At 70.4% G+C, this 14,720-nt stretch carries 9 protein-coding genes and 1 pseudogene; 1 reads left to right on the top strand and 9 read right to left on the bottom strand.

Going from position 1 to position 14,720, the window contains the following annotated elements:
- Positions 1-556: 556 nt before the first annotated feature.
- The 9 genes from J2S46_RS39820 to J2S46_RS39780 form a co-directional block, all read right to left on the bottom strand.
- Positions 557-1,429, bottom strand: coding sequence for an ABC transporter permease (locus J2S46_RS39820; protein ID WP_191294428.1), 873 nt, complete (start codon positions 1,427-1,429; stop codon positions 557-559).
- Positions 1,426-2,349: an ABC transporter permease gene (locus tag J2S46_RS39815; protein WP_191294429.1), complete on the bottom strand. Its 924-nt coding sequence runs from the start codon at positions 2,347-2,349 to the stop codon at positions 1,426-1,428. The genes J2S46_RS39820 and J2S46_RS39815 overlap by 4 nt, the downstream gene beginning before the upstream one ends.
- Positions 2,346-3,488, bottom strand: a complete 1,143-nt coding sequence (locus tag J2S46_RS39810; protein WP_191294445.1) for an ABC transporter ATP-binding protein — start codon at positions 3,486-3,488, stop codon at positions 2,346-2,348. Before J2S46_RS39810 ends, J2S46_RS39815 begins: the two co-directional genes overlap by 4 nt.
- A 5-nt stretch (positions 3,489-3,493) precedes the next feature.
- Entirely contained in the window at positions 3,494-4,738 is a 1,245-nt protein-coding gene (locus tag J2S46_RS39805) for an extracellular solute-binding protein (RefSeq protein WP_191294430.1), read from the bottom strand.
- 434 nt (positions 4,739-5,172) lie between these two features.
- Complete coding sequence (locus J2S46_RS39800) at positions 5,173-7,638, bottom strand: SpoIIE family protein phosphatase (RefSeq protein ID WP_191294431.1); 2,466 nt, start codon at positions 7,636-7,638, stop codon at positions 5,173-5,175.
- A 165-nt stretch (positions 7,639-7,803) separates the two neighbouring features.
- Positions 7,804-8,985 carry a hypothetical protein gene (locus tag J2S46_RS39795; RefSeq protein ID WP_191294432.1) on the bottom strand — a complete coding sequence of 394 codons (1,182 nt, stop codon included), beginning with the start codon at positions 8,983-8,985 and terminating at the stop codon, positions 7,804-7,806.
- Positions 8,986-9,386: 401 nt separating this feature from the next.
- Positions 9,387-10,880, bottom strand: coding sequence for an aldehyde dehydrogenase (NADP(+)) (locus J2S46_RS39790; RefSeq protein WP_191294433.1), 1,494 nt, complete (start codon positions 10,878-10,880; stop codon positions 9,387-9,389).
- A 3-nt stretch (positions 10,881-10,883) separates the two neighbouring features.
- Entirely contained in the window at positions 10,884-11,675 is a 792-nt protein-coding gene (locus J2S46_RS39785; protein ID WP_191294434.1) for an NAD-dependent epimerase/dehydratase family protein, read from the bottom strand.
- Positions 11,676-11,815: 140 nt separating this feature from the next.
- Positions 11,816-12,604 (bottom strand): IclR family transcriptional regulator, encoded by a 789-nt coding sequence (locus tag J2S46_RS39780; RefSeq protein WP_191294446.1) that lies wholly within the window; start codon positions 12,602-12,604, stop codon positions 11,816-11,818.
- 445 nt (positions 12,605-13,049) lie between these two features.
- Between J2S46_RS39780 and J2S46_RS39775 the strand changes: the two are divergent.
- Positions 13,050-13,370 (top strand): annotated as a pseudogene (locus J2S46_RS39775) (transcriptional regulator); the annotation flags it as partial.
- Positions 13,371-14,720 lie beyond the last annotated feature (1,350 nt).

Below are 14,720 nucleotides of genomic sequence, written 5' to 3'. Positions count from 1 at the left end.
GGATCGCCCTCGCGATGTCCGCCCGGCCGGTCCGGCAGCCCGGCACCGCGATCCTTCGCCTCTCGTACTCGTCGCTCTGTCCGCGACGGGCTGGTGGAAGCGGGTCGTCCTCCGTCCTGCCGCCACTGGTGGTCCACCCAGGAGCGAGGAGGCCGAACCCCACACCGGGACCTCCACCGGGCGGTTCGCGAGCCGGCACCTGTGCCGGTCGGCGACCCGTCATAACGGGCAGGCCGTCGCAAAGTCCGGTGACCCTGTGAGTGTGCCGGCCGGGCGGCGCCGAGGGGCCCAGCGGGCGGGCGCAGGCTTGTGGGAGGCGAGCCGGAGGCCGGCGGCGATCTTGCACCCGGCGGCACATTGAAGCTCCGGTCGTTCAGGGCGACCCGGGAAGGCCACCCCGTTCGACCGGAGCTTCGTTGCGTTCGTGACGGGCCGGGCCGGGCCCGGGACCCCTGCATCGCCCAGCAGAGTCACAGACTCACCGGACTCTGAACGGCCCTGCCCGAGCATGTGAGCCGAACTGTCGCCGCGCCGTTGAGATGCGAGGTTGGCCGGGTCAGTCGGAGGAGCGGGCCACGAGTTGAGTGGGATTGACGAAGCGCAGGGCGACCAGCAGCAGCACGGTCATGGAGGCGGTGTAGATGACCGCCATCGCGTCGATGGACTGGGTGGCGCGGATGCCGGCCGAGTTGACGGCCGAGAAGAGGTCGACCGTCAGGGTCTGGCTGCTGGGGCCCGAGGTGAGGAAGGTCAGCTCGAACATGCCGAAGGTGCGCACCATCACGAGGATTCCGGCAGCCAGCATCCCCGGCAGCAGCAGTGGTGACAGGATGCGGCTGAGCACCGTCCAGGTACCGGCACCGCACATGCGCGCCGCTGCCTCGATCTTCGGGTCGATCTGCTCGATGAACGGCGTCATCGTGAAGATGACGAAGGGAACGGACGGTACGAGATTGGCCAGCACCACACCCGTGACGGTGCCGGCCAGGTGGAACTTGTAGAGCACGGTGGCCAGCGGGATGCCGTACGCGATCGGCGGCACCAGGATGGGCAGGACGAACAGCATTGTGAGGATCTTCTTGCCGGGGAAGTTCCTCCGCGCCAGGGCGTAGGAGGCCGGTACGGCCAGGGCCAGTGAGAGTGCCACGACCAGGAACGTCACCTCGACGGTCGTCCACAGCACCGGGCCGAGGTTGAACTCCTTCCAGGCCGCCTTGTACCAGCTGCTCGTCCAGCCGTCGGGCAGCCAGCTGTCGAACCAACGGCGACCGAAGGAGTTGAGCAGCACGGTGGCGATGACGCCCACCAGGTTGACGAAGAAGAACGCCAGTACCGCCCAGGTGAGCCAGGCCCCGGGCCGCAGGGTGATCCTGCGGCGGGCGGGCGGGCCGGTCCTTGCAGCGGGCCGCTTGAGGGTGTCGTGACTCATCCCTTGCCTCCGGTCGATCCTCGGTAGAGCCGGGAGCGCAGGGCGGTGACGGATCCGATGACGGCGAGCATCAGCCCCGTCATGATCATCGCGTCGGCACAGCCCTGCGAGTAGTCGAAGCGTTCCAGCGCGGCCTGGTAGGCCTCGATGGAGACGACGTGGGTGCTGCCGTTCGGGTCCCCGACCATCATCGCCGAGGGGAAGACGGCGAAGGCCATGACGAACGTCAGGCAGAAGGTGGTCATCAGCCCGGGAAGCAGCAGCGGGAAGGTGACGTACCGGAACCGCTGCCACCAGCCGGCGCCCAGCGTGGACGCCGCCTTCTCCAGGCTGGGGTGGATGCCGGAGAGGTAGGAGTGCGTCAGCAGGTACGCGAAGGGGAACCCGCTGATGATCAGCGACAGCAGCACACCGGTGTAGTTCATCGTCAGCTTCACCGGTGAGGAAGCCGGCCCGAGCAGGTGCAGGGTGCGGTTGAACCAGCCGGCCGGGCCGTAGAACTCCAGGATGCCCTCTGCCGTCAGCACGGTACCCAGCGTGATGGGAACCACCAGCAGGGCCAGCAGAAGTCGCTTGCCACGGAACTCACGCCGCATCCGGTAGGCGATCGGCACCGAGGCACCGACGTTGATCACCGCTGCGGGGATGGCAAGCGAGAAGGTGGCCCAGACGGACTTGCGGGAGAAGGGCTCGGCGAAGAACTGGACGTAGGAGCTGAGGAAGCCCCCCTTGGCAGGTTGGAAGGACAGCTGCAGGCCGTACAGGAACGGGTAGCAGAACAGCAGGATCACCGCGAGCGCGCCCGGCAGGACCAGCAGCAGTGTCCGGTCCAGGCCGCGTTCGGCAAGGCGGTGGCGCAGCGCCGTCTTCGCAGTGCCGCCGGTGAGCGGGGTGGCGGTGGTGGACACGGGGCTCGTCATGATGCCCCCCTGACCGGCATGGGGAAGAACAGCGCACGCTCGGGATCCACGGCGATGACGATCCTGTCCCCGGGGCGGACCCCGGCGCGGGTCTTGAGGTGGATCCGGTCACCGCCGCCGGTCACCGCCTCCACCTGCAGGACCCGCCCGTGGTACTCCACGATCTCGGCGACCGCCGTGGCCGCCGGCCGCTCGTCCGGCCCGGCGATCCGCAGGTCCTCGGGGCGGATCGCGACGGTGACCCCCTGTCCGGCGCTCAGTTGCTCGGGCCCGACGGTGGTGCCCCGCAGTCGTATGCCCCGGCCCTCGGCGACGCTGCTGTCCTTGTCCGCCCGGGCGACATGCAGGGGGAACAGGTTCCGGTACCCCATGAACGCGGCGACATGAGGGTCGGCCGGGTGCTCGTAGAGCTCCGCCGGTGTGCCGATCTGGCTGACCCGTCCGTCCCGCAGTACCACCAGGCGGTCGGCCAGCGACAGGGCCTCCTCCTGGTCGTGTGTCACGTAGACGGTGGTGAGGCCGAACTCCTGGTGGATGCGGCGGATCTCGCTGCGCATCTCCAGTCGCAGCGCCGCGTCGAGGTTGGACAGCGGCTCGTCCATCAGCACCAGCGGCGGCTCCATGACGATCGCGCGGGCGATGGCGACGCGTTGCTGCTGGCCGCCGGAGAGCTGGCCGGGGTGCTTGTGAGCCTGCTCGGTGAGCCGGACCAGCTCCAGCACCTTGTCCACCCGCCGGTTCACCTCGGGCTTGGCGACACGGTGCATCTTCAACCCGAACGCGATGTTGGCGCGTACGGTCAGGTGCGGGAACAGGGCGTAGCTCTGGAACACCATTCCGAAGCCGCGCTTCTCGGGGGGCAGGGTGTCCACCCGCCTGCCGTCCAGGACGATCTCGCCCGCGGTCAGCGGCAAAAGGCCGGCCAGGCAGTTCAGGGCGGTGGTCTTTCCGCAGCCGGAGGGGCCGAGCAGGGCGACGAACTCGCCGCCCTTGATGGTCAGGTCCAACGGATACAGGGCGGTGTGCGTACCGTAGTCACGGCTGATCCCGCGCAGCTGCAACGCCTCCAGCTGCGAGTCGGTACGCTCTCCCGCCGTAGCCGCGGCGGGGGAGCGTCCGGTGGTGGTCACCTCGGTCATCGAGTTCACTTGGTCGAGCCGATCTTCTTGTCCCACAGGTCGAAGGCGGTGACCTGGGCGGTGGCGGGCAGGGAGTTCTTGATCGGGTTGTTGGCGATCCAGTCGTCGAGGGCGGGCTCGCCGAACTTCTGGATGGCCTGCCGGGAGGAGTCCGGGGCCTTGCTCAGCGGCACGTCCTTGACCGCCGGCCCAGGGTAGAAGTACCCCTGGTCGTAGGTCACGGCCTGCTGCTCCGGAGTGAGGATGAACTCCAGGAGCTTCATGGTGGCGATGAGTTGGTCGTCCGAGACGCCCTTGGGGATGACGCCGAACTGTGCGTCGCTGACCCAGGTGAAGTTGTCGAACTTGGCGACCTTCATGGACTGGGGGACGGTGCCCATCGCGCGCGGGTTGATGTACCAGCCGGTCGTGGTTGGGATCAGGTTCGCGGTCCCCTGGGCCAGATTGGTCATGATCGCGGACGTCTTGCTGGGGTAGCCGTCGACGTACTTGTTCAGCTCGGCCAGGTACGCCCAGGTCTTGGACCAGCCGTTGACCGGGTCCGCCGGGTCGGAGTCGCCCAGGAGGTAGGGCAGGCCCATCAGGAAGGTCCGGCCGGGCCCGGAGTTGCGAGGCTGGGGGTACTGGAACTTGCCGGGGTGGGCCTTGGCCCACTCCAGCAGGGCGCCGGGGGTGGTGGGGACGTTGGTGACCTTGACGGGGTCGTACTCCAGCAGCGGCCCGGAGGGGTACCAGACCAGTTCGATGCCCTTGTCCTGGGCGAGGGCGGCCATCGAGGCCGCCGGGGCCTGGTAGTTGGACATCAGACCCGGGAAGAAGGAGTGGTAGTACGGCTTGAGGTCGTACCAGAGATCGTTCTCGATTCCGGCGGACAGGCCGTCCGTGCCGGTCAGCACCAGCTGGATCTGGACGTTGCCGGCCTGCTGCTGGGCCTTCACCTTGGGGGCGACCTCGGGTGCCGTGCCGGTGGTGGTGGTGATGTTGGAGACGTACTCCGGGTACTTGGCCTTGAAGGCGTCGATGATCGGCTGTGTGAGCTTGAGGTTGCCGGCGACGTCGAGAACGTTCAGGGTGACCGGCTTGGACGGTTTGGCCGCCAGGGTGTCGGCGGCGACCTTGGCGGGGGCGTTGCTCCCGGGCGCGCCGCATGCGGTCAGTAGGAGGGCGGCCGTGCCGGAGACGGCGACGGCGCAGAGCAGGCGACGTCGGGTGGAGGCTCTGGAGACACTGGTGACTGCGTTGTCAGGCATGGCTGGGGGAGCCTTTCGGTGGGGGCCTTCGCGCCGGGTGGGACCTGGGTGCCGGAAGCAGGCGTCGGGTCGGCGTTGTGTGCGAGAGCAGGAGCCATGGCCGGTGGCGTGCGGCTGGGTATGGGACCCGCGTACCGGGTTCGCATCTGTTGGTCGGGGTGCGATGCATGCCCCGTCGTTCTCAGTGGCGGCTCGGGTACCCTGGCCGGCCTGCCGCGGATGGGGATGGTCCGGGGCGGGGAGGCGACCGAGCAGGCCGCTAATTCACATATGCATATTCACTGCACATCTGCGAACTGTGCTGGGAACTGTAAAGTGCGCATCGGCAGAGGTCAAGCAAAGACGCTGATCCGGGGCGCCGAACGGCGAAAGCCCGGCGACGGGCCGCGAAGGGCAAGGGACTTGGCTTCGCCCTCCCCTTTCCCCAGGTTCTCTCAGGCCGAAAGCGGCTCCGCAGGCCCCGGAATCTCCTGTTCCGTCCAGATGACCTTCCCGTCGGCCGTGTAGCGCGTACCCCAGCGGTGCGACAACTGGGCGACGAGCAGCAGGCCGCGACCGCCCTCGTCGGTGGTGCGGGCGTGCCGCAGCCGAGGGGAGGTGCTGCTGGCGTCGAAGACCTCGCAGATCAGCGTCGAATGCCGAATCAGCCGCAGGCGGATCGGACGATCGCCGTAACGGATGGCATTGGTGACCAATTCGCTGACGACCAGCTCCGTAACCATCGTGAGGTCCTCCAGACCCCACTCCGCAAGCTGGTGGGTGGCCAGCCGGCGAGCGTTGGCGACACCCGCCGGGTCGGACGGCAGGTTCCAGGACACGACCTGACGAGCACGCAGGACACGGGTGCGGGCCAGCAGCAGGGCGATGTCGTCCGACGGCGACAGTCCCGCCACCGCCGCTGCTCCCAGTTCGTCGAGCGTAAGGCCCGGTCGGGCCAGGGCGGCGCCCAAGCGGGACATCCCCTCGTCGATGTCCTGGCCGATGAGCCCGTCGGTGTAGATGGCTATCAGGCTGCCTTCGGGGAGTTCGACCTCGGCGGATTCGAAGGGCAGTCCCCCCAGACCGAGCGGCGGCCCGGCCGGCAGGTCGAGGAAGGTGACGGCGCCGTCCAGGGCCACCACCACGGGCGGCGGATGCCCGGCCCTGGCCATGGTGCACCGGGCCGTGACCGGGTCGTAGACGGCGTACAGGCAGGTGGCGCCCGTGACGGCAGTGGCGACGGCCTCGTCGCCGGAATCCTCCTCCGCCAGGCGGATCACCAGGTCGTCCAGGTGCGCCAGTAGCTCGTCCGGAGGCAGGTCCATGTCGGCGAGCGTCTGTACTGCCGTGCGTAGCCGGCCCATGGTCGCCGCGGCATTGATGCCGTGCCCGACCACGTCGCCGACCACCAGTGCGACGCGGGCACCGGACAGTGGGATCACGTCGAACCAGTCCCCGCCCACGCCGGACCGCACGTCCGCCGGCAGATAGCGCGACGCCACCTGCAGGGCCGTGCCGCCCGTGACGCCGTGCGGGAGCAGGCTGCGCTGCAGTGCGAGGGACGCGACGTGCTCACGTGTGTAGCGGCGTGCGTTGTCCACGCACACGGCGGCCCGGGCGACGAGTTCCTCGGCCAGCAACAGGTCGTCCGGTTCGAAGGAGGCCTGGTTGCGTGACCGGACGAAAGTGGCCAGCCCGAGGACCACCCCGCGCGCCCGCATCGGTACGACCATCAGGGAGTGGAGTCCGAATTCGCGGATTTTGGCGGCCCTGGCGGGATGCTCGACCATCCACACCCGGTCGGACGGATCGAGGACGGGCGTCAGAATCGGCTCGCCCTCGATCAGGTAGCGTCCTTCGCCCGACGGGATCAGCCCCATGACCTGCGTGCCGACCTCGGCCACCGACTCGGGGCAGCCCTCGCGGACCGACCGCTGCCCCGCGCGCCGCATCATCGGCCTGCCCGTGATCGGGCCCGAGGCCGGCTCCTCGCCCTGGAGCACCCCCTCCAGCAGGTCGACGAGTACCAGGTCGGCGAGTCGCGGCACGGCGACATCGGCCAGTTCCTGAGCCGTACGCATGATGTCCAGCGTGGTGCCGATCCGGGCGCCGGCTTCGTTGAGCAGACCCAGCCGCTCGCGGGCCCGCCAGCGGTCGGTCACGTCCGTGCCCATGTAGCAGACGCCGATCACGCTGCCGTCCGCGTCGACGAGCTGGTAGAAGGAGGTCGAGAACGAGCGCTGTCGCCTGGGATCCGCCAGGGTCCAGCCCTGGTACTCCCAGTCGATCACCGGTTCGCCGGTGTCCAGCACGGTGCGCATCCGGGCCTCGATGGCCTCGGTGTCCAGGCCGGGCAGCGAAGCCCCCATACGGCGCCCGAGGCGCTGCTCGCGCGGGACCCCGCCGTAGCGTACGAGGGTCTCGTTCATCCAGAGGTAGCGCAGATCGGGGCTGAGTACCGCCATCCCTATCGGTGCCCGCGTCAGGAACCCTTCGAGCACCGGCGCGGTCACCGCGCCGGACGGTGTCCGGGCCAGATCCACTGCGGACAGAATGATGCAGGCACGTCCGTCCAGGTCGAAGGAAGATGCCTGCAGGCCGACATCGATCCGATGGCCGTCACGGTGGCGGACCGCGACAAAGCCGCTCCAGCGCCCGTCCGCACGGCACCGGTGCGCGGCGGCGGCCACCTTCGTGACGTCCTCCGGCGACGCCAGCAGCGGGGCGGCCGACCGGCGGACGACAGCGGATGCCGGATAGCCGAGCAGGTCCTCCGCAGCGGCGGTCCAACCGACCACAACGCCCGCCGTGTCGATCACGGCCGTCGCGGCGGCACGCGTCAGCTTGACGGGACCGTCCGTTCCGCTCGGCGTGACGCTCCCGGAGGGGTGTCCGGCGCCAGGCCGGTCCGCGGACGACATGAGTCACATCACCATCCAATCCCCACCCCATGGTCCCGCCCTGTTCGGGCGGGCGCCACGTGGCCGCACCCGAGGATCGCCGGTCGGTGCGGGCAGCCCCGGGGCCGTGCCGGTGCGGTGGTCCGGTATGGCGTTTGCCCGTCCCCGGCGGGCCCGCCGGGGACGTCAAGGGGCGCTCCGGCGGCCCCGGGCGGCTCCGGTGAGGCGGCTGAACAGGTCCAGTCCGGCCTGCGGGACGAGCCCGAGATGGTAGAGGTGCAGTTGGCTCGCGCCGGACTCGACGAGCAGGTCGACCAGTTGCTCGGGGCTGATCCCGCCGAGAGTGCGGGGCTGCAGGAAGGCGGCAAGCCGGGCGCGTCCACCGGCCGGTGGTGCGAGCGCGCCGAGCGCCCCCTGCGAGTGCTCGGGGTCCTCCCAGCCGCCTGCGACCAGGGTGTCGGCGCCGTGCCCGGGGTCGTCGGCCACCGTGGCGAACGGGCCGGTGGCCCACGGTTCGGCGTCGGCGTGGAGCGCGACGTGGACGCCGGGCCGGGCGTCCCTGGCGGCCGTCACCATCCGGCGGCGGAAGGCGGCGGTCAGCGAGGTCCGTACGGTTCGCAGGGCGTCCGCAGTACTGGTGCCGAGTGCTTCTTCGACGGTCCGCGGTGCTGTGGTGCAGGTGGCCCTCACTTCGGTGGCGAGCCGGTCGCTGTCGATGCCGGCCCGGTGGTAACGGTGTCGGCAGGCGGTGCAGAAGCAGAGGGAGAGGAGTTGTCGTTGGGCGGGGGTCCAGCGGGCGTGTTCGGTTTTGTCGTGGTGTCCGGTGTGGTCGATACCGAGCGGTCCGCAGGCTTCGAGGACGATGCCGGTGGGTTGTCCGAGCCGGATGATTTCGGTGAGGAGGGTCTCCGCGTAGTCGGCGACTTCCTCGGCGGCGGGGCAGAGCGCGTAGGGGTAGGTGTCACCGTAGGCGTTGTGAACGGTGAGGTCGGGGTTGGCGGTGCCGAGGGCGGTGTTGTGGGTGAGGACGGTCCAGGCGTGGACGGGTAGGCCGGCTCCGGTGAGGGCGGTGCTGGCGGCGCCGAAGGGATCGGGGCCGGTGATCCAGGCGGGGGCGAGCGGGGTGAGGCGTCGTCCGTGCCAGACAGCGGGGCGTACGGGGACATAACAGGCGGCGTGGGTGGCGTTGACGACTCGGTGCCGGGGGTGGAGCGGGGTGGGAGCGCGGGTGGCGTGGTAGGCGGCAGCGAGCGCGACGGTGTCCACACCGGTGGCCAGGATGCGGTCGACGGCGGCGGGGTCGCCGACGAGGTCCCACGGGTAGACGTAACCCGTGGTCGCCCCGGCGGCCGACACGGATGTCGTCATCGGGGCCCGACACACCGGTGGCGGGGGTCTGTTCCGGGCCGATCATGCGGATCCCCCCTCACCGCATGCCGCACAACCGCCGTGACCGGCGGCAGCGGATCGCGGAACGCGACCCGGTTGATTCTGATGGGGACGCGAGGTTCGCTGATGGCCACAGCAGGCTCCTGGGGATCTCGGGACCGGGCCTGTCTCCAGGATGGCCCCGGCCGCGGATCCGTGAACACGCGAGGGACGCTTGCAGCATGCCGTGAGCCGTTTTCCTGCGACCGCCCCCCAGGGGTGCGGAGCCGGGCTGTCGGGTCAGGGACCGCGCCCGCTGCTCGCGAGCCGCACCGGGCTACGGACCAGACCCCGGCGGTGCCGTCGTGCAGTCCGCTCTTGGGGAGCCGCCGTCGTGGCGTTCATTCGGTCAGGCGGGGGACGCCGAGGGGATTGGCCTCCTGCAACTCGGGCGGCAGGAGATCGTCCGGCCAGTCCTGAAAGGCGATCGGTACGAGCCAGCGGTCGATGGCCTGCGCACCGACCGAGGTGTGCAGGGCGGAGGTGGCGGCTGGCCAGGGGCCGCCGTGGTGCATGGCCCAGCACACGGCGACGCCTGTCGGCCAGCCGTTGTGGACGAGGCGTCCCGCCTTGCGCCGGAGGGCCGCGGCGACCCGGGCCGCGGCGTCGCGGTCACCGTTTGCGGCGTGGACCGAACCGGTGAGACTCCCCGGCAGCCTGGCCAGGGTCTCGCACAGGGCTTCGGTGGCAGGGTAGGTGACGATCAGCCCGGCCGGTCCGAAACACTCCTCGTCGAGGGTTCCGGCCTGGGCGGCGAAGGACTTCAGGGGTAGCTGCCAGACCCTGGGGGGCACGGACCACGCGCCGTCGGAGGCGGTTCCCGCCGCGAGCGGTGTGAGCTCCTCCATCGAGTCCAACTCATGGGTTCGGGCGAGGTAGGAGCGGTGGATCCGCACCGTGAGCACCGGGCCGCCCCGGGTCTGTCCGACCGCAGCGGCGAGGGCGGCCAGCAGCGCCTCGTCCTCGGGCACGAACAGCAGGCCGGGGTTGGTGCAGAACTGGCCGCTGCCCTGGGTGAGCGAGGCGGCGTAGCCGGCGGCGATGGCGTCGGCCCGTTCGCGGGCAGCTTCGGGCAGGACGACGACCGGGTTGAGGCTGCCGAGTTCTCCGTAGAAGGGGATCGGGTCCTCGCGTCCGGCGGCCAGGTCGAACAGTGCCCGTCCGCCGGCGAGCGAACCGGTGAATCCGACTGCGCGGATGCCCGGGTGGCGGACCACCGCAGCTCCGGTCTCGAAGCCCTGGACCAGGGACAGTGTGCCTTCCGGGGCGCCGGCTGCGAGGAGAGCGTTGGTCAGCACCCGGGCGACGGCGGCCGAGGTGTTCGGGTGGCCTTCGTGCGCCTTGACCACGACCGGGCATCCGGCCGCGAGGGCGGAGGCGGTGTCGCCTCCCGCGACGGAGAAGGCGAAGGGGAAGTTGCTCGCGCTGAAGACGGCCACCGGACCGACCGGTTGCATCATGCGTCGCAGGTCCGGTCGTCCGATCGCTGGGTCGGCCGGGGTGACGACCGCCTTGATGAAGCCTCCGTGGCGCAGTACGCGGCCGAAGAGCCGCAGTTGGTCGCTGGTGCGGGTGACCTCGCCGCGTAGTCGCGGGAGGCCCAGGGCGGTCTCGGTGTCGGCGACCGCGACCAGGGCATCGGTCTCGTCGTCGAGGGCGTCGGCTGCCGCGTCGAGAGCGTCGGCCCGCTCGTTGCTGCCGAGTCCGGACCAAAGAGGGAATGCGCGTTCCGCGGCGGCGACCGCGTGGTCAAGTTCCGGCAGGGTGGTTGCGGGGTGTGGCTCACCCGTCGGGAGACCGGTGCGGGGCGAGAATCCCTGGATGTGCGTGCTCACGTGTCAGCCTTCCGCGTCGAGGTCGGGCGAGCAGAACTCGCCGCCGAGATACCTCGCATCGAGTGGGTGAGCGGGGTCGTGCTCAACAGCCGCCCGGTGCTCCTCGGCGTCGTCGAGCGGCTCGTAGCCGAGCGATCGGGCCTCCGCGAGGGAGAATCGGCTCCGGGTGTTGGCGGAGACGCCCCACACCAGGCGAAACCCGGGCGACGGCGCTGTGAGGGACGCCTCCAGGAGCCTGGCGCAGTCGTCCGGCGAAATCCAGGTGGCCAACTGCCTGCTGTTGCGGGGCTTTTCGAAGCACGACCCGATCCGGATGCACACCACGTCGAGCCCGTAGCGGTCGTGGTAGAGGCTGCCGATCGCCTCGCCGGCGACCTTGCTCACGCCGTAGAAGGTGTCCGGCCTCGGAAAGAGGTGGTCGGAGATCTCCGAGCCGTCCAGCGGGTGGAACCCCACGGCGTGATTGCTGCTCGCGTAGACCACGCGGGGAACTCCGGCCCTGCGGGCCGCCTCGAAGACCGTGTAGGTGCCCTGGATGTTGACCTCCAGGATCCGCTCCCAGGGCGCCTCCCCGCTGAGGCCGCCGAGATGGATCACGGCGTCCATGTCCTCGCAGGCTTCCCGCAGGGCCGCGAGGTCGGTGACCGAGGCCTGCCGCAACTCGATGTCCTCGCCCGGTCCGGGCGGGGGCAGCGGTGCGATGTCGAGCAGCCGCAGGGTGCGGCCCGGCCGGGCGAGCCGGGAGCGCATGAGGGTGCCGACGACGCCCGCGGCACCCGTGATCAGAACTCGCATGGACACGTTGCTCCGTCTCGCCGTTCGTCCGGCCGTGCATTGAGGCGAGTTTTACAGAAGTGAGGATAGTTCGCAATAATGAACTAAATCTGCATATGTGAACAACTGTCGGCCGTCCGGCGCTTCGGCCGTGCCTTGTGCTATCGGATGCCCTCACGGCGCAGTGTCTTGGCGAGCTCGTCGCAGTGGCGCCGCACGGCGTTGCCGACCCGAGCGATTTCCTGGTCCGACACGTGGGTCAACGGCATCGCGCAGCTGATGGCGTCGTTGGCGGGGATGCGGTAAGGGACCGGGGCGGCCACGCACCAGACCCCCAGGGCGCTCTGTTCGCGTTCCAGCGCCCAACCGTTCCTGCGGGTTGCGTCCAGCTCCGTGCTCAGGTCGGAAAGCCCGCCAACCGTGTGCTCGGTCAGTCGTTGGAGATCGCCGTCAGGCAGTACCCGGGCGACCTCACTCGGGGTGAGCTCGGACAGGAGCGCCTTGCCCAAAGCCGTCGCATGGGCCGGAAGCTGCCGCCCGACCCTCGAAATGAGCCGGTGGGAGTCGGTCGCCTCGCGGGTGGCCAGATAGATGACGTTGGGGCCGTACAGGCGCGCATAGTGCGTGGTGTAGCCGACATCGGTGCGCAGCAGCTCGAGCTGGCGGACGGCGAACCGCAGTACCGGGTCGCGGTCCAGGTAGGCCGTGCCGCACAGCAACGCGTGGGGGCCGACGCCGAAGACGGTATCCCCCTCGACGCTGGACTCGAGCCACCCCAAGGAGACCATCGTTCGCAGAAGGGCGTGCAGACTGGAACGGGGGTAGCCGGTGCGTTCATGCAGTTGCCCGAGCGTGAGGCGACAGGGGGATGCGGCAAGCGCCTCAAGGATCAGCATGACCCGCTCGGCCGACTTGACCGGGCCCCGCCCGGACTGCTCTTCGGTCGACATGTTGTCCACGTGGACATCTCCTCCCGCAACGTAGGTCAATATCGTACTCAAATGAGGATGATCTCCGCAGACAGGAACTGGGTTCGCATACCAGAATGCTGGGAGGCAGCGGTGAAGGCCCCTGCGGACGTCGCCGTCATGAGGACCGGGGGTCGTTGAACGCGGTGTACGCCCCTGCGGCGCACACTCATCCCGTCCTACGGACGCCGTGCACAGCCCCCCAGGCGGCGTCCGCAGGACGGTGCCGCATCCCCGCCTGGCAACCCTGCGGACGCCCGCGCACGCTGGGCGGCGGCCGGGGCCGCCCCGCAGGTACATGGCATGTTCACCGGAACCAACCTCGTGCCGGGCCCCGGAGCCGGCTGAAGCAGGTCGGCCCAGCGTGGCCGGCCCCGAGCCACCGGCGCCGTTTCCCCAACCGGGACGTGGACAGACGCGCCCCAGGCCGCCGGCCTGGGACCACCCCGACCTGCCGAACCCCATCGGCAACCGGGACGAGCCGGGCCCGCTGTGGCTCACCAGCTCCACGATGCGGATGCTCCAGCGCCTGGCCGGCCCGAAGCTCGGCCTGTGCGAGGCGCCGGTCATCCACGAGGCCTGGACGGCCTACTCGACCGAGAACATCCTGGAGAGCTTCCGTCAGGCCCTCGGCTCCGCCCGCGACACCGCCATCGCGGAGAACGACTTCGTCACGCTGGAGTACGTGAAGGCGATGTATTCGAAGTTCGTGTCCACGATCGGCCCTTCCACCGCGAATCACAAAATGCGCCTGCGCACTGTGGCCCACCGTGCTGCGTCGCTTCGGGCTCGCTCTGCCGCTGCTCGCGTTGGTCTCGCTCGGCTTCATTCCGCTCACCACGGACGCCGGCGAGTGGTTGGCGGAGCACGTGCCGGAGAACACTCTGGTGGAGCGGCACACCGAATTGGGTGACGGGCTTCTGCCGTGGGCCGTCGGGCTGTTTGTCCTTGCGGTGGTGCTGGGTTGGGTGGCGTGGCGTCCGGACCGGGCGCTGGTCTGGCTGTCGGCTGTGGCGCGCCAGAGCGCCGGCCGGCCGTGCGGGTCAAGGCCGCAGTGGTGGCGCTCGCGATTCTCCTGGGCGCCGGGGCGGTCGTCCAGGTGTACCGAATCGGTGACTCGGGCGCGCAGGCCACCTGGCAGGGCGTCACCACCGTAACCACGAACGGGACCGGACGCCCGAACGGCTGATCCGCAGTTGACCGGCAAGCAGTGTCGTGCCTCCTGTCGCGGCCGGACCGCCGGGTGTTGGCTGTTGCCGGGGCTGACCTCCCCACGGTGGTGGTTGGGGGCGTGGAGCGGGGCTGTCCCACCGCTGCCCGGCTGTGTCCCAGCGGCGACACCACCGAGTGGCTGGGCTGACCCGAGCCGTTCAGCGCGCCGACCACACCGGACACCCTGGGGCGTGCCGGGTCCACACGAGCACGCCACCGCCCTCGCGCACCTCACGGCTGCGCACGACCGCACAGCGGCCCCCAAGAGCCACCGAGACACCCTCCCCGCCCTCCCCAGCCCCAACGGCGCCGCCCACCAACGGCAGCGACGTACGAGGCAGATCAGGACCCGGCACCGGCCACGCCGGACGACCCTCCTGCACAGCCCCCCGCCCCGCCAGCTCGACGGGCAGACCCAGGACCCGGGCACGACTACGACTACGACGCTCAGACACACCGAACACCCTGCCCGCCCCGCCCACCCCACCACCCCGCTGCGCCCGCGACACGCCGCCTGGCCCCCATCGAGCGCCCAGGGCGGTGAACGGCCCCAGCCTCCTGTGGTGGCCCCCGCCCCGCCGGCCCGTGTCGCCCGCACCTGCGTCGGTCCGCGGGTGGGAACTGTCGCCGGCCGGGGGATGCGGGCGGTACGGTGCGGCGTGGCGCCGCCGATGGCCCCGCGGGTGCGCTTTCACTGGCGTTGCAGGTCCCTCGCGGAGACCTCAGGGTGCGGGGCCGGAGAGCATCACCCGGCCCCGCGACCGCTCGCCCGCCCCTGAGGTCCCCCAGGACCGGTGCCGCGGGGCGCGGCCGCGATCCGTCCGCCAGCCGCCCCGCGACACGGTGCCCGGCCCCTCACGGGAACAGCCGGCTCCGGTCCCGACCC

Source organism: Kitasatospora herbaricolor (genome assembly GCF_030813695.1).
GTDB classification, from domain to species: domain Bacteria; phylum Actinomycetota; class Actinomycetes; order Streptomycetales; family Streptomycetaceae; genus Kitasatospora; species Kitasatospora herbaricolor.
The sequence above is the reverse complement of the archived record's forward strand: the minus strand, read 5'-3'. Positions and strand labels throughout refer to the sequence as shown.